We start from the raw sequence: 25,036 nt of genomic DNA on the forward strand, positions 1-25,036 counted from the left end.
CTCTGGCGTCGCGGTCGGCTCCGGCGTTTCGGTCGGCTCTGGCGTCTCGGTCGGCTCTGGCGTCTCGGTCGGCTCCGGCGTCTCGGTCGGCTCTGGCGTCTCAGTCGGCTCTGGCGTTTCGGTCGGCTCTGGCGTCTCGGTCGGCTCTGGCGTTTCGGTCGGCGCTGGCGTCTCGGTCGGCTCTGGCGTTTCGGTCGGCTCTGGCGTCGCGGTCGGCTCCGGCGTTTCGGTCGGCTCTGGCGTCGCGGTCGGCTCTGGCGTCTCGGTCGGCTCTGGCGTCGCGGTCGGCTCTGGCGTCGCGGTCGGCTCTGGCGTTTCGGTCGGCTCTGGCGTCGCGGTCGGCTCTGGCGTCTCAGTCGGCTCTGGCGTCGCGGTCGGCTCTGGCGTCTCGGTCGGCTCCGGCGTTTCGGTCGGCTCTGGCGTTTCGGTCGGCTCTGGCGTCTCGGTCGGCTCTGGCGTCTCGGTCGGCTCCGGTGTTTCGGTCGGCTCCGGTGTTTCGGTCGGCTCTGGCGTCTCGGTCGGCTCTGGCGTCGCGGTCGGCTCTGGCGTCTCGGTCGGCTCTGGCGTCTCGGTCGGCTCCGGCGTCTCGGTCGGCGCTGGCGTTTCGGTCGGCTCTGGCGTCTCGGTCGGCTCTGGCGTCTCAGTCGGCTCTGGCGTTTCGGTCGGCTCCGGCGTCTCGGTCGGCTCCGGCGTCGCGGTCGGCTCTGGCGTTTCGGTCGGCTCTGTCGTCTCGGTCGGCGCTGGCGTCTCAGTCGGCTCTGGCGTCTCAGTCGGCTCTGGCGTCTCGGTCGGCTCTGGCGTCGCAGTCGGTGCTGGCGTCACTGTCGGCGCTGGTGTCACAGTCGGCTCCGGCGTCACTGTCGGCGCTGGCGTCACTGTCGGCGCTGGTGTCACAGTCGGCTCCGGCGTCACTGTCGGCGCTGGCGTCACAGTCGGCTCTGGCGTCACAGTCGGCTCTGGCGTCTCAGTCGGCTCTGGCGTCGCAGTCGGCGCTGGCGTCGCGGTCGGCTCCGGCGTCTCGGTCGGCGCTGGCGTCAACGTCGGCTCTGGCGTCAACGTCGGCTCTGGCGTCAACGTCGGCTCTGGCGTCTCAGTCGGCGCTGGCGTTTCGACCGGCGGTATCGGCAATGGCGGTAATGGCAACGGTAGCCCAATTCCTCCATCCAATACCAAAAGCCCAGCCAAACTTGAAAGTGCGGCTAAACCACCACCTGCACCGCCACCACCGCCGCCACAACAATCATCAGAGTTAAGATGAATCTCTCCTCCCTGAATGATAACTTTCTTCTTACCGATAATTTTGATGGTATCAGCACTGAGCACTAACTCACCACCCGCACCGATCGCCACTGCACCACCGGCAACCAATGTCGCAGCTCCGCCAGCGGCTACCTGATGAGCGCCCCCCACAGAAAGTGCGTTGTACCCCCCGACGTTAGTCAGGTTAGCACCGCCCACATTGGTCGCATTGGCCAAAGCTACATTCAAAGCATGAGTCGCCCCAACCACTACACTTCGCGCCAATCCTACTTGTATAGAAGAAGCTAACGCGATGGATTGCGTTGATGCACCGAGGACCGTTGATGTCGAATTAGCACCAACGATGACACTACGGTTAGCACCGATGCTTAAATCAGCATTAGCACCAATAATCTGTTTTTCATCATTTTTCGTTAAACGCGCCATATCGCGCTCAGCCTGCTCCCAGTATTGTTCCTGACCGGGTTTATCTTCAAACCGCACGCCGTTATAGTTGTTTAACCCTCCGCCAATAGTGCGGCTGACCATGCCACTTTGTGTCGCATTGGCAGGTAAATCCCAAGGTGGGCGCGTAACGTTATTGTAGAGACTACCACTCACTAGCGGACGGTCAGGATCGCCATTAATACAGTCAACCAAAACCTCCTGGCCAATACGCGGAATATAAATCCCACCAAAACTATTTCCTGCCCATGCCTGGCTAACCCGCAACCAGCACGAGTCTGACTCGGTATTCTTACCGTAACGATCCCAGACAAAACGAACCTTTACCCGGCCATATTCATCGGTCCAAACCTCTTCCCCTGGTGGGCCGACAACAATGGCGTTCTGTGGTCCGCTGGTTTTTGGTTTTGGTGTCAACTGCGGATGACGATAAATCTTGGTGACAGGCTGTACCACGAAGGAGGTTTCGTAGCGAAACTCATCTCCGTTGGATAACTGTGCCACTTCAAAAACAGATAAACGGCTGGAGATAACCATGTATTCGCGGTTAGCTTTATCAACCGGGAATCCTTGCAGTTCAAAGTTAGTACCACAAACGATGCCACGAATTTCGCCAGAGCCTATAGCTCGCGAGCCCAATGCCCCACGCTCTTCGATACGAACACGTGCCAGGTGCTCACCAATATCGGGTTGGTCATAGTCCCCAGGCCATTGATAAATTTCAAGATCATTAAAACTGGTTTTACGCGGCTTGCTGTCCATCGTCAGAATGTCAGCTCGCGACTTGGTAAAATCATAGTCGTTATAAACCCAACGCCCTGTTGTCAGAGTTTCTTGAGTCTGGAATTGGGTAATATATTCTTCACCAGCCTTTGGCTCATCTGATAAATATTCAATCGTATGATAGGCTTCGCTGAAATAACGTTTATGGGCACCAACATGATCCACCAGAATTAATTTTTGTTTATGATCATCATGCTCAAAAAACCAATAAATACCCCATTCTTCCATCAAACGTTGGAGAAAGTTAAAGTCGGTCTCACCATATTGCACTTGAAAATCAAGTATCGGATATGCGGTTGCCAGTCGTTTTTCAAACGGGAAATTATAATCAGCCAGCACTTCATCAATAATATCTACCACATTTTTGTTCTGAAAAATTTTAAAGTCAGAAGTTAAATCGGTTAGATAGAACCAAGGCCTCAGAACAATTTCAAACATCGCCTGATTAGCGTCACGGCCAATGAATCTGGCTTTCTCAACCAGACCTGAAATCTCACGAGTGCCTTTACCTACACCTTTTACATAATCAAGGCCATTACCATCCAATTCCATTTCAATGGTCATCTCTTTACCAATTAAGGCTTTGAGATCAACATTAGAGGCTGTTTGCCAAGGAATAGATGGATTAGCCGGTGTCTTTGCCGTGATGGTATACGAATACAAAGTCGAAAAGGCTTCCTCTCCTTCTAACTTTGACAGTACCAGCGCAGGCTCACCCAATAAATAGGGCATAGCTGGGCTGCTCAACTTTATTGTCCTTGACATACTAATACCTAATATCTGGTTAATATTGCAAAATGTTAATTACACGTTTAATTTAATTATCCGTTTATAATGATGACTCGGTTTACTCCATTACCTTTTCATACCTGTATTCCCCAAAAGCCATAATTTTTAACTTACGGTCAAATCACCAAATATCATTGGGACTATCGTTCGCTACACTGGGGCATTGGAAACTTCTGAGCAGTTCGCTAATACTTTCATTGCCGTAAGTTAAACCAGAAACTTCCAGTTCAACGCGGTCTTTGCCCATGAAAAACGTCAGGAGCTGCGTACCATTAGCCTCTTGTTCTACTGCGTCAGCCATGTCGGCCCATTTCAGTAGCGCCCAGGGGCCACGCAGCATAATGTCCGGCATCGCCGATGCTTGTTGACGCTGAGCCGTTAAACTCACCATCGTTCCTTGGCGGACACCCGGCCATTTAAAGAAAGAAGGTGTGATTGGACCGTGGGAATAACGCACCACATTGCCATCAAAATTCATAATAAGCTGCGTTATCGAAGGTGCTAAATAGCGTACAGATACCGAAAAGTCCAAAGCGACTTTTCTGCCTTCACTGCCATTAAATAATGCATTTTTAATCACTGCCGCCTGTTCAAAGAATGCCAGGCCTTCACTACTTGCACTTCCTTTATATCTCCAAGGTGTCGTTGTAGTATCTACTTTGCTTTCCAGGTTCTTCTTAAAGTAAGTATCCACAGCACCGCCAGCGCCAAAAAAGCGCTCAAAATCATTCAAACTGACAACTTTTTTGCTATCAGCAAACGGATAACGCCCTTGTAAGGTATTACGGCATATCTCACCAATCCCCGTATCAATGGCTTTCGAGGTTTGGCTAATCACTTTATTTTCAAACTTCTGCGATGACCCAGTTAACAAGGGCGCAATAATATTGCTAAACGGATCTGGCCAAGTTTGTGACTCAATTGCCATGCGCTCCCCACCATTCGTCATCGGAGGAATGTCGCCATATTCAAAAGCACTGTTGAGCACCACCAAACGGGTATATTGATCGTTTAGTGCACCGATGACCCGGCTCATTTGTGTCCCTTGAAGAATCGAAAGATTACTGTCTCGACCTGTCTCACTCGGCTCGCCATTGACGAATGTTCTTAAAGAGTCAAAACGGCTATCAACGAATTCATGAACCAGCTTATTTTCGCGGAAAGCGATCTTTTCCTGCACTTTTTTAGCTTGGTTAATTAGGTTTCCTTGATTCCTTATTGTTACATCATCAAGCAGCGTTTTTTCTTTTGCCTTCTCCACCAGCGTAGTTTCTTTTACTGCGTGCTTTGCCAGATTGAGTAAAGGCGAGTTTTCTGCCACGAGTGTTCTCAATAAGGCGATATCCATCGACAACCCTTCGGCATACTCTCCACTGTCAGCATCAACAGAAATCAGGCGCACACTAGAGAGGAGGCGTTTCCAGTAATTGGTATATTCTTTTAAATACGCTGTCAGTACATCTTGCTGTAGCGCCAGGGGATCAAGTGAGGTAGACGCTGCTTGCCCCATAACCCAGCCATCCTCTTGCTGAAGTCGCATCAGCAGTGGCGTAAGTTTTTTTTTAACCACCTGATGATAACCGGCATGGGTATACAGCCCAGGGACGCCTTCATGCAGTAGCTCATCATCTGACAAGGTGAAAACCTGTGTTGCGTTTTCACCCACCATTTTGCGCAATGTCAGATTGGCTGGAGCTTCTGCCTGTAAACGAGATTGAACTCGATCCCAAAGCCTGGCGGTGACTGTTTTCTCCGCCAGCATTGCTCGCGCCCGTTTAATTAGTTCACTATCTGCGGGTTGCCCATATTGCCGCCACCCTTGCTGGGTAAAAAGCCTGTTTAGATGAGAAGCAAAAATACCTTTCTCTTCATATGGCTCAATTTTTCCACTTTTCTGCCAAGCGTTCGTCACTTGATCAACCACAAAATCTTGATCAAAATGCTCTTCATCAGTAAGCATCAAATAGGTCTTCAACGCGGAATATACCGCTTCGTTGTCCATTGAGCTGATGGCGCTCTTTAATGCGACTTCCGATTCATGCTCAACCATTGGGAATAAATATTTTTGCAGGAAGAACTGATACAAACTGTTCGCCCCACGAGATATTACCCCGCCGGTGTATAAACCATAACGCCATTCAAGATCTGGACTTTCTACATCCAGCGTACCGTATTCAGGTAACTGCTGGGTGGCATTCAACAACGCCGGTAACATCTGTTCATTGGTAGTTTTAACATAGCGACCAACTGAGCTTTCTAACTGCTCAAGCTTGGTTCCTACCGCCTGTAAATAACCATCGTTATGCTGAAAACTGATTAAGAATGCCCACACCAACCAGACTGCCAAACCGATACAGACAATATGCCCTAACAGATTTTGGAAACGGTATTTGGATTGCACTTTAAGGTTATAACTCACCAAATCCCCATCTTTGGTGATCACATCACGGAACAGTTGCTTAAGGAAATATTGCTTTCCATAAGCAGCTTCACTAATTAACTGACCTTCGTCTTCGTTTTTCAGAGAAATAGACGCCGGGGATACTGGTTTATTATGGCCTATAACATTGCGCCACTTCTGAATAAGGGTACTGTTATTTAACAGCGCAATATTCGCAGGCTGGCAACTGCTAACGAAATAAATCCCACGCAACGTGGTATGGAATTTCGTTTCATCAAAGCGCGATGCAAAGAAAACATTTTGCAAAACTTCAGTGACCCGCTGGGATAACATTCTGAAATCCTGAGGCAACGCATACATACCTTTACGGTCAGTGACGGAATATTCTTCCTGCTGACGGACATGCATGTTGCTACTGATTCGATTCTCAAGTAGCGTCAACTCACTGCTAATCCGCTGTTCAAGCTCCATATCCGCGCGCCCTTTCTCCTCATTATAAGGAAAAGTAACCCCCCAGATTTGTTCACGTTCTTCAGCGGTTAAATTACGAAAATACTCATCAAAACCAGAGAGTTGATCCAGTTTTGTCATCACGACATATACAGGGAAACGAACCCCCAGAGCACCGCGTACATCATCTAAACGGGCACGTAATGTTGCAGATAAATTAAGTAACTCAGCTTTGCTTTTGCCCAAAAAATCAGTGACAGAAATGGCCACAATGACACCATTAACTGCTTTGACCGGACGATACTTTTTAAGCGCCTTTAAGATGCCATTCCATTCAATCTGGTTCTCTTTACCCTCATCAATGTATTTACCAGCAGTATCTAAAAACAGAGCATCATTGGAGAATAAACACTCGCAATGAGACGTAGGCAAATTTTCTTTACCAACGCGATTCAACTGTTCTGGTAAAGGAAAATCTTGTCCTGAGGACAGGATCAGAGAGGTTTTTCCGGCACTCTTAGTGCCCATTACCATGAACCAAGGCAACTCGGAACGCCAATGGCTAGAAACAAAGAAACGTTTCCAGGTTGGGATCCCACTATGAATGCGACGCACATAATTTATGCCATTACGAATCATCGCATTGATTTCGGAAAGATCAGGTCCCGCTTCCGGCTGATTTTTCTTCGGATTAATAAAGTTATCCAATAGCGCAGGATTAAGCGCTAAAGCCCGCATAAAACGCCATACACCATAAAGAATAGTGATAAAAGCGATAAAGGCGATAATTGCACCACGGCGCAAAGGGTCATCCATCGGATGGCCATCGCCAATCAATATAAAGGGAGCAATAACCCAAACTGCGGCACAAGCGATCACCGCAAAAATAATAAATCGGGGCACGTTAAACCAAAAACCCAATAACAGAGCCAGTGCCACCAATAAGAAAATAATTCTGGATTCATAACCTTCGAGCGGTCGCGCCTCGCCAAACCCGAGGAAAGGCCCTAAAAACCATATTACTGCGGCTAGCAATACAAAGCAGCCAACCAGCAATATTCGTTTCATGATCCAACCAGAAAGAAATCGATTCAAATAAGACATTCTGTATCTCAATAATTAACAAATATTTCTACACGGCGGTTTTGTGAGCGCCCAGTTGCATCATCATTACTACCAACAGGCTGTATATCCCCTTTCCCCTCAAACCGAATTTTGTCCGTTGGGATACCGGCTTTCTCCATAAAATGCGCAACATTGGCAGCACGCTTTTCAGAAAGCACCTGGTTATTGGGGAAGCCAGGCTTATTGATTGGCATTGAGTCGGTGTGCCCCACAATCAGAACAGCACCTTCTACACGATGTACTTCCTGGGCAACACGTTCAATGACACTAATAATTTCCGGCCTGACCTTATCCGAGCCAACCTGGAACATCGTATCGCCTTTGAAAATAACTTTGCTTTGGCTGGTTTTTTCATCAACACTGACTAATTGCTTGGCAATTTCATCTTTTAATAAAACTGCCAGGCGTAATTTCTGCACAGCAACCGGCGGTTGTGTAATAATCGGGCGCTGCAATGCTGTCATTCTCTTCAATAAGTCACTTTCAGGTACGGAGAGAAAATATTTGCTCGCAATAAAAGTGGAAGCAATTAAGAAGCCACATAGCAACATCGATACACGAACCGGAATAAAAATCCCACGACGTTTTCGAAATTTCTGCGAGACCAAGCCATGAGGCGAAATTGCCGACGGTACCGTATCTCTGGTACTTTGCAGCAGCGTTAATAACCCCTGACGAATTTTGGTTAACTGCCGATCACCATCTTCAATAATGCTGTAACGACCTTCAAAACCTAGCCCTAAAATTCGCAACAATATCTCTAAACAATCTGCATATTCGTGTGGGCTCATTGAAAGACGCCCCACTAACAGGAAAAACTTATTGCCGCCGTCGTTATCGCCTTCAAAATGGTTCAATAAGTTACTTTGCGACCAACCAGACATCACCCCCCACGACATGGTATGAGCCGCTTCATCTAATGCAGTACACAAGCAATAGCGGATAATTGCCATTTTTTTCCATGAGATATCCGCTTCATCACAGACAACGCTAAACAAGGTGAGCTCATTTTTTAGCCCATCTTTTAAAATCTGAACCTGCGAAACATCTGCTATCGTTTCTGGCATTTCACTCAAGGCACGTAATAGCGGCTGCGCGGCTTCCAATAACGGTGTAGAGGATGCCACGGCTTTTGCTACTCGTTGCTGTACACTCTCACCTCGAAGCTGGGCTGTATCATAATGCTGGAAGCTATGAGAACCGGCAGCTTTGTGATTGAAATCGGTGCTTTGTTCAGTGTTATCTGTACTGTCGTGGCTACCCGTATAGGTACCTTGATCATCAAGTAAGAAGTGGCCCAATGCCTGCGGATTAGTGTCCGCATCTCTGCTTTGATCAAAGGGGGACATGGAGATCCCTCCATTCAATTCACTGCTGTTACTCATGAATCTCTAATCCCCCAGAGCTCCATTTTTAATGCAGGGAAATCACCGGCAACATGCAGTGCAATAGCTCCTGCATTGGAGATTTTGTCCCAAAACGGCCCACTTTTTATTAATTCAAAATAGACATACCCTGCGCTATATGGAATTTGCCGCGGTGGCACAGGCAAACGCTGTAATTCCAAACCAGGCAAGTGTGAACGCACCAGTTCATGTAATTGTTGTGGTGCGCTGATTTTTGTTTGCACTGAAAATTGGTGCTGTAATACATCCATTGGTAATTGCGCATGAACAGCCAATACCAGATTGGAGAATGAACGTAATTCGTTAGGCAGCACAGAGGCTGACCACACACCATTTCCTTTAGGGTCAAGCGGGATCATCTGCCCCGCACGCACCAATATCTGATTAAGCAACTCATGCACATCATCTACCAACGGGCGAATTGATGAGTAAAGTTTACCGTGGTCATATCCAGGTGCAGGGCGTGACCGACGCGTTTTAGTGCGAATGAAAGTAGATAGCTCACCGGAAAACTTGGCTAGCTCCTGATATAACATGATCGGCGGTAGCTCAGGAATATTGCGCAAATGATCGAGGATCGGCTCATATTTATTAAAAATTTGCAGCAGTAAGTAATCGACAATTTCTGCGCTGGCACTAGCTTTACCATCACTATTTGATAAGCGTTTAGCCAACATATCCGCACGCATTTTGACCAAACCATTCAGATGCATCAGCCACTCTGATAATAGTGAACTTGCCGCGTAGCCGGTAACCGGAGGAATATAATCCTCCAGATGTAGCAATACGCTGCCATCGGGTTGAATAGCTCGAACTTTAGTTAATGGCAAACCGATCCAAGATTCGGTCATTTCATTTTCAGAAACTAATTTGAGACGCAAGCGCGACAGTTGCACTGGCTTAGGTCCCTGGCGGATCGCATTGGTATCGCTAAGGTTAGCTTCATACGCGTAAAAACGTGCCAGTGAACTCATATCGTGTTCATCAAAAATAGTTTCATCACTGTTATCTAACCGCAGTGGAACTGCCAGATAGATAAGCTTACCCAAATGGTCTGGAGTAATGGTCAGTGGCTCAGGCAACTCAGCATGACCTGGGATATCAAAAGGCGTACCATCCGGTAATACCCCCTTCCCAGAACGCAATACTAATTTGCCATAGGAGAGCGCTTCGCGATCAATTTCATATTGTGCGAATCCCCAAAAAAATGGAGTAATAGTTGCCGCTCTTTTATGGGCATAATATTCCAGATAACGCTCTTGTTGTTGAAAAAGCTGCGGGCGAAGAAAAAGCCCCTCACTCCAAACGACTTTGTTAGTTCTCACGACTTAATCCATTTTTTTAATTGATATTGACAGGCGCTCAACGCGCACTTCCACGATCGGATCGTGTTCTGTTTTCCCTGACCATAATTTTTTGTACCAGGGTTGCACACGTTTCTTGGGTAACGGGTTTATAACCGCTTTCCAATCTGCCTGTTCAATTTCACGGTAAGCAGCAACAACGCCGATTGCAGTGACTTCACTGTTTGGCGTCAGCTCTATTTTTTTCGTCTCATTGGGTAGCATGATTCCGTCATATACTTTCTCCATCTGTTCCTTTAGTGATGGTGTGCTTTCTTCGGTAATAGTGAAGAAATCACTCGACTTAAATTCATCCATGCTTTTAAGGGTGTAAACCGAAATCCTTAATGGATTAGCCACACCTTTATTATTAGGATTAATATTTTTTGTCGTAGTCAGCTCAACCACCAGCTTATCAACCGTTTCTGGTTGAGGCTTCGAGCTACATGCCATGACCAATAAAGTGGCTAACGCCACAACAAAATATTGTGTAATCCGATTAAAACGACGGATACTCTCTTTCATACTCAGCCTAATCAAATAAAAATATTAAGCTTTATCCACAATAATATAGTCACTGCTGGGTTAATTATTTGGCCAATGACTCGTACCATGTCCCATCTTTTACATCTATTGTGGATAAAGCCTGTTACTGAGAGAACTTGCCACCGTTTAAAGTGGCAAGTTTAATATCTAAACTAAGGCAGCAACGACTTAGCTTTGCTGGTTAGCTTTAACATCATAGTTAGCAGAAATAACGCCAGACTTATGGCCTTCAGCATTCTGCATAACGTAGTCTTGAGTCATCTTAGTGAATGAGAAACGAACTTCTTCACGCGGACGAGTTTCATCTTCCAGAGAACCAGCCATATCAACACGAGTGATGATCACATCAGTAAATTTGATAGTCAGGTATTCCAATGGATCGCCACCAGCTTTACGCAGCACGAATTGGATATTCTTAATGTGCTTACCGAGCAAGCAGTAGCTTAATAAATTCGGGCTAGCTTTATCGATATAATGTGTAAAGCAGAAATCGGAAACAGTTGCTTTACCTGAACCACCGCCTGAACCACTGTGCATATTAGAGTGCTGAGAAACATCCCATTTCCAAGCCAACACCTGAATTTCGTTTTTATGATTAGCATCTAAAGATTCGCCTTCGATACCATCAATCTTAATAAACATATCTTGCGCCATAATATTCCTCTCAAGCACTTTTGTTAATATCACTCGATGCAGAACATCAAGTGTAGGAGGGCCCACGCAATATATTTACGGAAGCACTTCCATTTCCTAGAAAATAAGCATTACAAATAGTTTTTATTGACTATTACAATACTTTACCTATAAAGGTCGTTTTAACATCATTCAATAAATTGGATGATGTTAGACCTCGTGCGATGTATTGCACGAAATTTAAATCTCACTGTTGATACGATAAATTTAATGATATTTACGCCAATGGTATAGGTACTGGAAATATTATTTCACAGCACCAAAATTGGGATTAATACCTTAAATTACGCGACATCTTTCAGTGAAGGCAATTTAGCAACCATACGCAGTGATACTGTCAAACCTTCCAACTGGAAGTGAGGGCGTAGGAAGAATTTCGCCTGGTAATAACCTGGGTTGCCTTCAACATCTTCAACAATCACTTCAGCTGCCGCCAGAGGACGACGTGCTTTAGTTTCAATAGAAGAGTTAGCTGGGTCACCATCAACATAGTTCATTACCCAGTCATTCAACCAGCGCTGCATTTCGTCACGCTCTTTGAAAGAGCCGATTTTATCGCGCACGATACATTTCAAGTAATGGGCGAAACGTGAACAGGCAAACAGGTACGGCAGACGCGCAGATAAATTGGCGTTAGCTGTCGCATCAGCGTCGTAGTATTCCGCTGGTTTTTGCAATGATTGCGCGCCAATGAAAGCAGCATAATCAGTATTTTTTCTGTGAACCAGTGGAATAAAACCATTCTTAGCCAGTTCCGCTTCACGGCGGTCAGAAATTGCGATTTCTGTTGGGCATTTTATGTCAATCCCACCATCATCGGTCGGGAATGTATGACAAGGTAGACCTTCAACAACACCACCACTTTCTACACCGCGAATCAGAGTACACCAGCCGTATTCTTTGAAAGAACGGTTGATGTTAACAGCCATTGCATAAGCCGCGTTCGACCAAACATATTTGCTGTGATCAGCGCCATCAGTAGTCTCTTCGAAGTGGAAAGCATCTACTGGATTAGTACGAATGCCATAGGGCAGACGTGCCAGGAAACGCGGCATAGCCAGACCAATATAGCGAGAGTCTTCAGACTGACGCAATGAGTTCCACGCTGCATATTCCAGGTTCTGCGTGAAGATCTTGGTTAAATCGCGCGGATTTGATAACTCCTGCCAAGATTCCATTTGCAGTACAGAAGGCGCAGCACCGGTAATAAATGGTACGTGTGCAGAAGCTGCAACCTTACCAATTGAAGCCAGCAAATCAACATCAGGTGCCGTGTGATCAAAGTAGTAGTCTGCAACCAGGCAACCATATGGTTCACCCCCTAATTGGCCATACTCTTCTTCATACACTTTTTTGAATAATGGGCTCTGATCCCAAGCCACACCTTTATAACGCTTCATGTTACGGCGTAATTCATCTTTGGAGATGTCAAGGAAACGCAATCTTAACTTCTCATCAGTCTCAGTGTTATTCACTAAGTAGTGCAGACCACGCCATGCACTTTCCAGCGACTGAAACTCCTGATGATGCAGAATCAGGTTAATCTGTTCAGACAACTTGCTATCAATTTCAGCGATAATAGAGGCAATACTCTTATAAGCATCATCTGAAACTGTTACTGAGTTAGCCAGTGCCTGCTCTGCCAACGTTTTAACTGCACCTTCAACGGCAGCTTTGGTCTGCTCAGACTTCGCTTTAAATTCTTTGGTCAAAAGCGAATTAAAATCGCTATATTCAGCCGCAGTAGCTACGCTGGCTGATTTATTCTTTGCTTCTAAAGTAGACATTATTCTTCTCTTCTTAATCAATCTTACTGCTGAGCATCAACAGCAGGTTGCTCTGTTTTTGGTGCGGATGCCAGTGTTGCCAGTAATGATTTATCTTTTAGAAGTTTCATTACCAATTCTTCTGCACCGGCCTTGCCATCCATATAGGTTTGCAAGTTAGCTAACTGGGTACGGGCATCTAACAATTGAGACAGAGAATCAACTTTCTTAGCGATTTCATCTGGAGAGAAGTCATTAAGACTCTCAAAAGTAATATCTACCATCAATTGCCCTTCACCTGTCAGCGTATTTTTTACAGCGAATGCAACTCGTGGTTTCATTGCCTTCATACGCTCATCGAAATTATCGATGTCAATATCAAGTAGCTTTCTATCCGCTACTGAAGGTAAAGGTTCAAGAGGTTTACCTGATAAATCAGCCAGGACCCCCATTACAAATGGCAATTCAACTTTTTTCTCACTACCATATATTTCCACATCGTATTCAATCTGTACGCGTGGTGCTCTGTTTCGAGCAATAAATTTTTGGGAATTACTTTTGCTAACCATATGTGCCTTTTATTCAAAACATATTGTAAATATCATCAGGATGATAAGCACCCTGAATCGCTATTGGAGAGATCAAATGTAAAAAGTAATATTTAATCGTATTCCCCCTACTTATAAACCAACTCAATACTTGCAGTTGTTCTAACCTGCCCAGGGGTTACCGTATTAGTACCTTTTGCATAATAACCCGCTAAAAAATAGTGGGTAACATCTTCACCTGAACTGGAAATAACATATTCCTGTACACTATTTTCATCGCCAACTACCATTTGTTGCCCTGCAGCTTTACTTAATCTTATTTGCGTATTTTTGCTAAAATCGTTACCAAGTTCATTTTGTAAATTTCCGGTTGTTGCATCCGGCATCGTGGCACCTGCGCCGATAAAGCGTAATGATACCGTTCTATTTACCGGACATTTCCTCAGTGCAATTTGAAATTGCTGTTTACCCGCCTCTGCTTTGTCAGTTTTTAATTCGGCTGTCGACAAAGTCGGTAATGAAACTGACTCGGAAGACGAACCATCATTAATACTGATTTCACAGGTATCTTCCAAATACTCACCGGTAAATGAAACCTGAACTTTACAATCTGCCATTCCAGCGCATGAACTGGCTGCCTGAGCGGGCTGGCGTGCTATAAAAGCCACAACCAGCAATAGCAAAAACGAGATAAATATCACTACAACATTACTTTTTAACCACGAAGACATACCACCTCCAATTGCGTTATTTGAGTGCTTTCTGTCTTCGCTTTAGTGTTTGCTTCCGTGCCCGAATGAATACGGCATGTGTCTTTACCGCCATTCCTGATGACATTCAGTGGTGGTGAACCTGCTCCCCAGCCGCGAATAAATGCCATACCACCTTGCCCGACAACCCCCTGACTCACACCATCTGCATCCAATAGATCCGTACCAATAGGGAGAAACTCTTTATTTTCATCCCTGACAATAAGTATCAATGGTGCGCCAGTAATGGTCTTCATCGTGACCGGGATCATTGCCCCTGTTCTCGGTATCACGACTTTTTGGCTCTCCAACACATCTACAGAATCAGGTAAGTCTTTGTAATCAATCGCAACTGTATTTTCACGGTATGCGGTCATCGATGGCATAATGGCATAGCCACGACTATCAATTTTCGCTCCGCTGCCGTTAAACAACTTAGCTCCAGCAGCACCCTCAGCATGTACGATGGCAAAAGGTGCATCGCCAAGCCGTGGGCCGATAGTTAAGCCACCCTGATGAGCCACCAAACTCCCGTTTGCCGAGGCAGACAACTGGCGAGATGCGCTGTTATTTGCTGACGCCGTCATTCCGTACTGGCCTACTCCAGTCTTGTAACTCATGTTACCGGTCACCGTCTTACTCGCAGCAGTTTCATTACCACTGCTATACGACGTCCCGACACCATAACCCAGCTCATTCTGGTCACCCTGACTACCACTGGCATTCATCTGCACTAGCGTATTTCCTGCGTCATCATGGCTAGCCATTGAATACAATGTGTTAAACAATGGCCGCTTCACGATACTTCCACCCAGCGGGATACTAATAGAGGCCATATAACTGTTTTGATAATCACTACTACTATTGTTGCTAATGTTACTGCTGTTACTGGTTCGCATTGCTGTCAGCGCATAAGAGAAATAACGCAGTGAATGGTTAAAGGTCACTGCATATTGCTGCGAAGCATTTTCATTTCCCCAGTAACTGTAAAAACTACTGTTTAGGTTAACCGCCATATTGTCGGCTACACGCTGTGAAACACTCACTGACAGACGGTTACGAGTCCGGAAACCAATATCGTCGTTACCATTAGAGCTGCCATAGTGATCCAGACTCGCCTCTCTAAAAGTATAAAACCCGTGAGATGAGTATCGATAAGCCGCTAAAGTGAGGTTGGTATCGGTCTCACCCACATATTTTGTATAGTCAATTTTGTAACTATTGCCGGATGAACGCTGGTCATCTGCCAATTCACTTCTCGCGTGGGTGACATCAAATGAAATCCCCCCCATCGGGGTATTAAATGCATTACCTACCCCTACCGAACTATAGTTTTCTGCTAATTGAGCTCCACCATACAGCGTATATGTGTTACCCAGACCGTAATGATATGCCCCTTGAACAACCGCTGGATGCGCATTTACCGTACTGTCATTTAATTGGCCAACGGCAATATCAAACTGGGATACACCTTGGTAAAGCAACATAGGCGGTGCTGAAAACGGAATTCGTTGGCTACGGGTGCGACCATCAGATTCAGTCACCGTCATCTCCAAATCACCACCGTAAGACATCGTACCGATATCAGCCAGTTCAAATGCACCCGGCGTTACAACCGTTTCATATATTGTCTGCCCCCGCTGAGTCACCGTGACTCTGGCGTTGGTTTCCGCCACCCCTCGTATCACCGGCGAATAATTTCGAAGCCCTTCGGCTAACATCCGGTTGTCTGATGCCAACTGTGCACCGCGTAAGCCAAAACTATCAAACAAATTACCTTGGGTATCACTGTCACCTAAGGTTAACTGACTCTTCAACGAGGTCACATCGGTGGCAGCAAAACCATACAAATTCTGGGTATGCGTACCATCAGTATTGTTCCAACGGGTATTAAGACGTTTTCTTAACCGCCACTCACCAAGATTGACACCGGCAATCAACCCAATGTTGCCGTTATAGGAATTTGACTTTGGCCCGTTATCCTTATTACCGTTAAAAACGCCATAAATGTTGCTGTTATAATCCAGGAAACCTACCGGCTCCCCCGCATCCCACAAGTTAGGATTAATATAGCCGCGAGGATTTTTTACTAAATTAAACTGTGGCACCGTGATTAATAGTTCAAAATCTCCAGAGTTATAACGCGTTGTGCTGTCTTTAATTAAATTTTTTAAGTTGTAGCACTGATCTTTTGCAGCTTCTTTTACTGTATCAGATATTTTTGTTGAACCATCCAGTTCAAACTTCAGACCTAATTCATCAAGCTGTTCCAATTTAAAACAGGGTTCAGCGGTCGACTCACCTGCAATAGATTCAAAGCGAACATTATACTTTCCACGTATCTTGTCATTTATAAAAACCGTTACATTGTAAGTACCAGGTGGCACTGGGTTTTCATTCATAAACCGCGCGACATCTACCCCTGATCCGTGAATAAAGTCAGCATTAAACTCAACAGATGTAATTTCAGGATCACTATTTTCATTCACTAATGGTGCAGCTATCACGCTCTTATTTAAGAAAAAAATCGTACTTATGATCGTAACAACAAATTTCAGAAAATATTTACAGAGTAAATTCAATAAATTATTAATTCTATTTTGTAAGTAGCGCATCATACATGAATAATTCATGAGCAAAAGCTCCCTGTAATACCGACGGATTACCATCTATTAGATAGCAAGAACCTCAGATTCCTATCCGATATGCTCACCTTGCGAACGAGATTTTTATTGTTTTGTAACTATCACTCCTTTGCCTTGGACAAAGGACAAGTTCTCTTCAATCGCTGCACCGTAATCATTTAATAATTTGTAGTTCATAGCTGAAATGCCAGAAACTTTATTCTTAGGATAAAATACCAATGTTGAATGTGGCGCCAACATTTCTGTATTCAGTTCCACTTTCTTTCCACCCGCAGTCACATCGCCTGAGTCAAAAGAAAAATAATAAGGCGTCGGGTTTGTCACTTTCACACCTTGCCCCTTTTGACTATCGTTAACCAATTCCCATTGCAGTTTTTCTTTTTGTTGTTCACTACTACTGTCTAAGGTTGTTGGTCGATAGAAAATTTTAATCCGGGTACGAAAAGCTAATTCAAGTTTATTTTTATCACTATTCTCTTTTTGGACTGCCGGTATTTCTAACATGTTGAACCAGAATACGGACTCTTTATCCTGTGGTAATGCCATACCATTATAAATCATGCGTACACTCTGCCCTTTCCCCCCTTCAACACGAAATACAGGTGGTGTAACCATAAAGGGAATTTTTACATCATTAATTTTGGTATTACTGCTTCCATCATCAACCCATACTTGTACTAAAGCTGGTTCTGCACCTTTATTATTAGTACGTATGTTAACTTCTTTCTGAGCGGCAGGAAATATCACACGTGTACCACTGATGGTCATAGCAGCATACGTTGGGATGTTGCCAGCAATCAGCGACAATACTAAAATAATCGTTTTATAAAACATCACGTTACCAAATAATAATGAGTTAGAACTGTAAGGCTGGTGATATAACAACTCGCCACTAATGGATGCTGTTGTAACCTTAGTTAGCAGCAAGTTGTTATCACTACTTTGGTATAACGACCCAATTATAGATGGGTCGCAAACCTATCACCCAGCGGGTGATTAATTATAAGACAGTACGTATTGAACTTTAGCAGTCACGGCACCTGGAGTGGTTGCTTTAGTTGCATAGTAACCACCGGCATACGACAGAGTAGTAGTGCCTTTAGGATCTGCACCAGTACCTGGGGTCACCTCAAATGCTGCACCAGTATCACCCACACGGATTTGTGAGCTATCCATGTTATACAGACGAACTTCAGCCCCAGTTGCTCCGCCAGTAGTAGCGCTATTGGTCAGGTTACCGGTAGTTGCGTTAACACCATCGCTGTTGATTGCGTTGAAGTGAGCAGAAACTTTAGTCACGGCTGCTGGGCAATCCACTACAGAGATAGTGAAGTTTTTAGAACCCTGTTCATCACCAGGGTTCGCCAGAGAGCTAGTAGCAAGAGTTGGCAGAGTTACCTGCACATTTTCTGTACCAGTTTCAATCTGGCAAGTATCATCTTGCAGCAAACCGTTGAAGGTAACAGTACCATTTGTGGCAGCAAAAGCAGTTGTTGAAGAAACAGCCAAAGCCAGAGCACATACAGCTAGATTTACTTTACGCATTACTTTCATCCTTTAGATTACTTTCCAGAACATTTTTTATTAAAAAAAACACAAGGATAGTTAATACCTGCACCTATGAGCAGATATTATCTATTATTTTTTACTATTCATATTTACATGAAAAAGCAAATATTTCGGTGGATAACAAATACAATCAAAATATAATTAAGATGAATATTTTTATCCTTTACAACATTCATTCAGTACTGAGACTGAAAATTTACCTTCTACTTTATCGACGAAAACAATCTGATTAGGCATCATATTTTGTTCCCGTAAAATAAACTGACTAATTGCTGGTGTAATATTCTGCTCAATATAGCGAATAAGCATCCGAGCACCGGTTTCAGCCACCGAACAATGATCAACAACATCCTCAACCACAGCATCACTGTATTGTAAAACCAGTTGATGCTGGGACCTCAAACGCGCGCCAATACGCTCCAAATGCAACCTTACAATATGCTGTAATGCACTTGGTTGTAACGGTAAGTAAGGAATTACCGTTACGCGCCCTAAAAATGCTGCTGGGAAAACTTTTAGCAATTCAGGTTGTAATGCGCTCAGTATTCCATCTTGTTCCGGCGCAGTATCTGGATCAGCAAGCAAATTACTGAGTAATTCGCTACCGACATTACTGGTTAATAGCAAAATGGTATTTTTAAAATCGATAAATCGCCCTTCACCATCTTCCATTTGACCTTTATCAAATACCTGGAAGAATAATTCATGCACATCAGGGTGCGCTTTTTCAATTTCGTCTAACAACACCACACTATAAGGTTTACGGCGCACTGCTTCGGTTAATACGCCGCCTTCACCATAACCAACATAACCCGGAGGTGAACCTTTTAATGATGAAACCGTATGCGATTCCTGATATTCACTCATGTTGATAGTGATCATATTCTGTTCACCACCATACATACTTTCAGCTATTGCCAGCGCGGTCTCTGTTTTCCCCACACCGGAAGGGCCAACCAACATAAAGACCCCCAGCGGTTTTCTTGGGTCAGATAAACCCGCCCGCGCCGTCATAATATTTTCACCCAATTGCACCAGCGCATGGGACTGACCAATAACACGCTCTTCAAGACGTTGCGGCAATTCCATCACCGCACGTATATCATCTTTCAACATTTGTCCGACGGGAATACCCGTCCAATCTGCAACAATACTGGCAATAACAGCCGCGTTAACTTCAGTCTGTACTAACGGCAATGCACTGCGTACTTGAGACAGTTGCTCTTCCAACTTAGCCAATTGCTGCTGATGCCCTTGACGTTTCTCTTCATTAGGCGCTGGCTCAGAAACCAGCTCATACAGTGCAGCTCTTGCTGTCGTTATCTCCATGACCAGTTCGCGCTCTGCCTGCCAACGCTGGTCGAGTTGGTTTGCTGCGGCTGAATGCTCAGCAATCTCAACCAGTAATTGCTGGGTGCGGTCACCCTGCTCTTTACCAAAATGCTGCGCTTTCTCCAGTGATGAAAGCTCGGTTTGCGCCGTTTCGCTCTGGAATATAAGCTGTTGCAATTCTTTGGGCGGTGAGAATTGCGCGACAGCAACCCGAGCACAAGCCGTATCAAGCAGACTAATCGCCTTATCCGGCAACTGACGTGCTGGAATATAACGATGAGACAAACGCACCGCAGCCTGTAAAGCTTCATCCATAATCCACACACCGTGGTGCTTCTCTAATGCCGGAGTCAGACCACGCAGCATGGAAATTGCAGTATTCTCATCAGGTTCTTCAATCTGGAGAACCTGAAAACGACGAGTTAGTGCAGGATCCTTTTCAATATGCCGCTTAAACTCGCTCCATGTTGTCGCACCAATAGTCCGTAACTGACCACGCGCCAATGCAGGCTTCAATAAGTTAGCTGCATCACCGGTCCCCGCATTACCCCCAGAGCCAACCAGAGTATGTACTTCATCAATAAACAGAATGACTGGATTTTCCGAAGCCACCGCTTCATCCAGCACGTTCTTTAGGCGCGCTTCAAACTCCCCCTTCATACTGGCACCTGCAGAAAGGGCGACCACATCCAGAGCCAATAAACTTACTTGGCTCAATGCTGGCGGCATCTTATTTTCCACAATAGCCAAAGCCAGACCTTCAACTACTGCGGTTTTCCCCACTCCTGCTTCACCCGTAAGTAGTGGGTTGTTTTGTCGACGGCGCAATAAAATATCCACCATCGTACTGATTTCATGATTACGCCCTAGCACTGGGTCTATCTTACCTTCACGCGCCAGTGCCGTCAGGTCAATGGTGTACTGGGCCAATGTCCCATGACTTTTATTGCCCATCGCATTACTGGCTTCACCAGGTAATGCACCGTCATACATAGGACTACCATCGGTAGCCGCTTCACTCGCCTCAGGCGACGACTGTGTAATAAAGTTCAGGTCGCTGGTTAATTGCTCCAGCGGAATTTTTTCCATCTCTGGGGCAATAGCCAAAAATGCACGACGCAGTTCCATATTAGTTAGCATCGCCAGTAAAAGATGGCTGCCACGAATGCGTGTGTCTAAATACTCTAAGCTGGCATAGACCCATGCCCGCTCAATCGCCAGTTCAATATGGTATGAAAAATCAGAGATACTGGTGGCGCCCGCGGGCAGGCGAGCCAAGGCTTGTGCCAGGCCGCGTTCAATAGCATCTACATCTAAAGCAAAATAACGAACAATTTGTTTAAGGTCATTATCATCCTGATGCCAAAGCTGGTTAACCCAATGAATTAATTCTACATAAGGATTACCGCGTAATTTACAAATTGTCGTTGCACTTTCAATACCTTTGAAAAGAGTGGCATCCAGTTTGCCGAAAAGGTTTTTCCTCGTAATAGCCACGTTGTTTATCCTGGTCTTTTAACAGTATGTACATCTAATGTATTTTAGGTATATGCCTGCATATCTACATGCGCACCACGAATATTCGCGGAGTATTATATAATAATAGCAATACGTATTTTCTTGGGGCCTATAATAATAGCGAGAGTTAGAAAACGAAAGCGTAATTATTCAATTTAATCACTTTTAAGATTTTAGCCCATATTATATATCACAAAATCAAATACATTAAGAATATAGCCACCACACCAGTAAGCAAAATGGAAATAAGCAGTAGGAAATTTCCCACAAATAGGTATTCCCATAAAAAATGAATAAATAAACGCCACAAAGTCATTAGATACGATATTCAGGCAAAAATCCTAAATTCTTACCAGACAAAAAAATCAAGCAATTGATTTATAACAATAAATAAAATAACACTTCAATTTTACATTGTGATTTTTTAAAGGGAGTTGAGCCCGGAATCATAGCATGCAATAATAATCTCATTAATTATGGTTTACGAAACATAAAAAACCTCTTCATCACATCGCAAGAAAAACAATATTATCATACTGACTCATGAAATTGACAAATATTGACACGCGAAACTGATAAATACTGACATACGAAATTAAAAAGGCTGTTACCTACCCTGTGCTGAATACGTTAAATCCAAATAAGTTAATATAAATAAACGTATTTTAACTAATAGAGATAAACAGCAAAGGCATAATCATTGAGGCTGTAAATGGACCACAAATTTCTTGACTACTATAATAAAGAACTGACATTTATGCGCGAAATGGCGCAAGAGTTCGCTGATAAGCATCCTAAAATCGCTGGGCGGTTGGGTATGCGTGGAATTGAGGTGGCAGATCCTTATGTCGAGCGGCTGATTGAGTCTTTCTGCTTTTTATCTGCCAGGACACAAATTAAGCTTGATGCTGAGTTCCCGAAATTCACTCAGCGCTTGTTAGATATCGTCTACCCTAACTACAACTCACCAACGCCTTCAATGGGAGTGATTCAACTCAAGCCTAATCTTAAAGAAGGCGACCTTACTCAAGGGTATAACGTTTTACGCGGCAGTTCATTCTTTACCCATATTGCCCCTGGTGAAACTACCCGTTGTGAATTTCGCAGTGGGCAGGATGTCGAGTTGTGGCCGTTGGAGATAACGGAAGCTCGTTTAAGCTCTATTCCGCCTGATATGCCTAATATGGAAAAGCATCGAATAGCCTATCATCGGCTAAAGGGTGCCCTGCGCATTAAATTAAAACTCGTAGGGGACCTGAAGTTTTCACAGCTAGAGGGGCTTGATCGGCTGCCCATTTATATTAATGGTGACGAGAGAATAGTCTCTAATATCTTTGAGCTCCTGCATGCCAGCCATGTTGCAACCATCATTCGTGCTGGCCATGCTATGACAGCAAAAGACACTGTAATCAGTGAAAATTCGCTCGCTTTTGAGGGGTTAAGTCCTGACCAAAGCTTGCTGCCGCTATCATGGAATATTTTTCACGGCCATAATCTCATGCAGGAGTATTTTACCTGCCGCCAGCGATTCTATTTCTTTACCCTGACTCAGCTATCCAAGAGCCTGTGCGATAATCACACCAATGAAGCGGAGATCATCATTTTATTGGATCGCTTACCGCAGGAACTAGTGAGCCATGTTGCGCCATCTCGCTTTCTCTTAAATTGCACGCCGGTAATCAACCTATTTCCAAAACGAATGGACAAGATTGAGATTAACCGTGCACTGAACGATTTCCATGTGGTACCAGACCGTAGCCGCCCACTAGACTACGAAGTTTTCTCGATCAATAGAGTTTTTGGTCAACAAGCAGAAAGCAGTAAAGAGGTGGTATTTAACCCCCTCTATCAAACTCGCCATTGCGACAATGGCAACTTCGGGCGCTATTTTTCGATTACTCGCAAGCCCAGAACAAGCCAGAACAATAAGAGAAAGTATGACACCCGCACACCTTATGATAGCACTGAGGTCTTTATTTCATTGGTTGACCAACAAGAAGCACCTTATGGTGATGATCTGCGCTATTTATCTATTGAGGCGCAGGTAACCAATAGAGATCTGCCACGCCTTATCTCAAGTAGTAATAACTTTGAATTAACAATGTCGAATTCGGCACCCGTTCATGGTGCTCGCTTTGTTTTCCAACCCAGTGCACCGCGAGCGCCTTTTGCAATAGATGAGTCAGCCTGGCGATTGATTCGCCAACTCAGTTTCAACTATCTGCCACTGTCTGATATGTCTCACTCCAATGGCGGTGAGTCACTACGCGATATGTTGCGCCTGTTTGTTAATGCTTCTGACCTTGAATCAAATACTCAAATTGATGCATTGGTTGGCTGTAAAAGCGAGCCCGTTATCCGTCGATTACCTGGTAATGGCTTGCTGGTTTATGGGCGGGGGATTTGTTGCACCTTGACAGTCGATGAAGAAGGCTTCTCCGGTATCAGCCCCTATCTTTTTGGTTTGATTATGGAAAATTATTTAGCGCGCCATGCTGCCATCAATGTGTTTACCGAAACGGAACTGCATTCGATGCAAAGAGGCCGTGTTGGTCGATGGAAAGCCCGCCCAGGGACACGAGGAGTCTTATGATGTCCCCCGATGAGAAGCTTCATCAGGAAAGTCAGGTCAACCTTGATGCCTGGTATCAAAAGTCAGAACCCTGGAACGCCGGTTTCATCAGCATGATGCGGGTTAATGCTGCCCGTACTCCCGATATGCCCGCTCCCGGCAAAGCCATGCTACCTGAGCAGGAAACATTTCGTATTGGACAAAGTGCCAATATGGCGTTCTCCCCCCGAGAAATAGCGCATGTAGAAATGAAAGACGGGAAGATGGATCTGCAACTTTTCAGCCTTGGTATCTGGGGGCCTCATGGTGCAATGCCACTACAAATGACGGAGTTGGCCTACACCCGCGCCGAGCTGCATGACCATACCATGACTGACTTCGTTGACCTTTTTCATCATCGAGCATTGTCACACTTATATCGCGCATGGTTTGTCTCTCAGGATACTTCTTCACTGGATAGGCGACATGATGAAAAGTTCTCTTTTTATGTCGGTAGCCTGGCAGGGCTGGACCTCAAAGAACTGGGCCACAGTGCGCTCCCTATACATGCTCAACTCGCCTCGTCAGCACATTTGATTCGCGAAGCCCGTAACCCTGAAGGCTTAGTGGGGGCGTTGCAATACTACTTTGAAGTGCCTGTGAGCATGGTGGAATACGCCCAACAATGGATCTTTCTGGACAAAAATGATCAGACCCAGCTAGGGGATGGATCTTCAGCCATGCTGCTTGGGGACGGTGCCATTCTGGGCAATACCGTTTTAGACAGGCAGCACAAGTTTGAACTTATCCTCGGCCCGCTCAGTTTGAAACAATACCTGCGGTTCAGCCCATCAGGTCAGGATTTGCCTGTATTACGTGAATGGGTACGTAACTTTGTCGGGTTTGAATATGCCTGGGAAGTACAGTTGCTGCTTGCGGCCAATGAAGTTCCCACCGCCACCTTAAGGGGAGAGAGCCAACTTGGGTATACCAGTTGGTTGGCAAGGGACGAAACATCAGCCGATGTGAGTGGCATGAGTTTTGAACCTGAAATGCACCGCTATTAGGGCATAACCCCCCCGCCCATCGGGCCAAAAACAAAAGATTAGACCATAGCG

General features: G+C 45.2%; 14 protein-coding genes and 1 pseudogene. 2 read left to right on the plus strand and 13 right to left on the minus strand.

The annotated features are described in order from the left end of the window. Positions 1–381 precede the first annotated feature (381 nt). From tssI to tssH, 13 genes and pseudogenes are all read right to left on the minus strand, one after another. Positions 382–3,219 (minus strand): annotated as a pseudogene (gene tssI / locus A6J67_RS23835) (type VI secretion system tip protein TssI/VgrG); the annotation flags it as partial. A 178-nt stretch (positions 3,220–3,397) separates the two neighbouring features. Next, complete coding sequence (tssM, locus tag A6J67_RS22310) at positions 3,398–7,231, minus strand: type VI secretion system membrane subunit TssM (protein ID WP_080608432.1); 3,834 nt, start codon at positions 7,229–7,231, stop codon at positions 3,398–3,400. Positions 7,232–7,239: 8 nt separating this feature from the next. Further along, positions 7,240–8,637, minus strand: coding sequence for a type VI secretion system protein TssL, long form (tssL, locus tag A6J67_RS22315; RefSeq protein ID WP_042569163.1), 1,398 nt, complete (start codon positions 8,635–8,637; stop codon positions 7,240–7,242). Beyond that, on the minus strand, positions 8,634–9,983 hold the full coding sequence (gene tssK / locus A6J67_RS22320) for a type VI secretion system baseplate subunit TssK (RefSeq protein WP_042569162.1): 1,350 nt from the start codon (positions 9,981–9,983) through the stop codon (positions 8,634–8,636). Before tssK ends, tssL begins: the two co-directional genes overlap by 4 nt. Before the next feature lie 3 nt (positions 9,984–9,986). Beyond that, on the minus strand, positions 9,987–10,526 hold the full coding sequence (gene tssJ, locus A6J67_RS22325; protein WP_042569161.1) for a type VI secretion system lipoprotein TssJ: 540 nt from the start codon (positions 10,524–10,526) through the stop codon (positions 9,987–9,989). Between the two features lie 189 nt (positions 10,527–10,715). Further along, a complete protein-coding gene (locus tag A6J67_RS22330; protein ID WP_042569160.1) occupies positions 10,716–11,201 on the minus strand; it encodes an Hcp family type VI secretion system effector in 486 nt (161 codons plus the stop codon). Positions 11,202–11,524: 323 nt separating this feature from the next. Then, the gene (gene tssC / locus A6J67_RS22335; RefSeq protein ID WP_042569159.1) at positions 11,525–13,027 is read right to left on the minus strand and encodes a type VI secretion system contractile sheath large subunit; all 1,503 of its coding nucleotides are present in this window, start codon (positions 13,025–13,027) and stop codon (positions 11,525–11,527) included. 23 nt (positions 13,028–13,050) lie between these two features. Beyond that, a complete protein-coding gene (gene tssB / locus A6J67_RS22340) occupies positions 13,051–13,575 on the minus strand; it encodes a type VI secretion system contractile sheath small subunit (RefSeq protein ID WP_042569158.1) in 525 nt (174 codons plus the stop codon). A 107-nt stretch (positions 13,576–13,682) separates the two neighbouring features. Beyond that, positions 13,683–14,285: a fimbrial protein gene (locus tag A6J67_RS22345; protein WP_042569157.1), complete on the minus strand. Its 603-nt coding sequence runs from the start codon at positions 14,283–14,285 to the stop codon at positions 13,683–13,685. Beyond that, positions 14,270–16,705 carry a fimbria/pilus outer membrane usher protein gene (locus tag A6J67_RS22350; protein WP_404810566.1) on the minus strand — a complete coding sequence of 812 codons (2,436 nt, stop codon included), beginning with the start codon at positions 16,703–16,705 and terminating at the stop codon, positions 14,270–14,272. Before A6J67_RS22350 ends, A6J67_RS22345 begins: the two co-directional genes overlap by 16 nt. 327 nt (positions 16,706–17,032) lie before the next feature. Further along, on the minus strand, positions 17,033–17,782 hold the full coding sequence (locus tag A6J67_RS22355; RefSeq protein ID WP_042569156.1) for a fimbria/pilus periplasmic chaperone: 750 nt from the start codon (positions 17,780–17,782) through the stop codon (positions 17,033–17,035). Between the two features lie 162 nt (positions 17,783–17,944). Then, complete coding sequence (locus A6J67_RS22360; protein WP_050088411.1) at positions 17,945–18,493, minus strand: fimbrial protein; 549 nt, start codon at positions 18,491–18,493, stop codon at positions 17,945–17,947. Positions 18,494–18,673: 180 nt separating this feature from the next. Continuing rightward, on the minus strand, positions 18,674–21,346 hold the full coding sequence (tssH, locus tag A6J67_RS22365; RefSeq protein ID WP_042569154.1) for a type VI secretion system ATPase TssH: 2,673 nt from the start codon (positions 21,344–21,346) through the stop codon (positions 18,674–18,676). Between the two features lie 733 nt (positions 21,347–22,079). Here tssH and tssF point away from each other — a divergent pair. Together tssF and tssG are read left to right on the plus strand one after the other, a co-directional pair. Beyond that, a complete protein-coding gene (gene tssF / locus A6J67_RS22370) occupies positions 22,080–23,960 on the plus strand; it encodes a type VI secretion system baseplate subunit TssF (protein WP_042569153.1) in 1,881 nt (626 codons plus the stop codon). After that, positions 23,960–24,985, plus strand: a complete 1,026-nt coding sequence (tssG, locus tag A6J67_RS22375; RefSeq protein ID WP_042569152.1) for a type VI secretion system baseplate subunit TssG — start codon at positions 23,960–23,962, stop codon at positions 24,983–24,985. Before tssF ends, tssG begins: the two co-directional genes overlap by 1 nt. Positions 24,986–25,036 lie beyond the last annotated feature (51 nt).

The sequence above is a fragment of the Yersinia sp. FDAARGOS_228 genome, assembly GCF_002073315.2.
Classification (GTDB): domain Bacteria; phylum Pseudomonadota; class Gammaproteobacteria; order Enterobacterales; family Enterobacteriaceae; genus Yersinia; species Yersinia intermedia.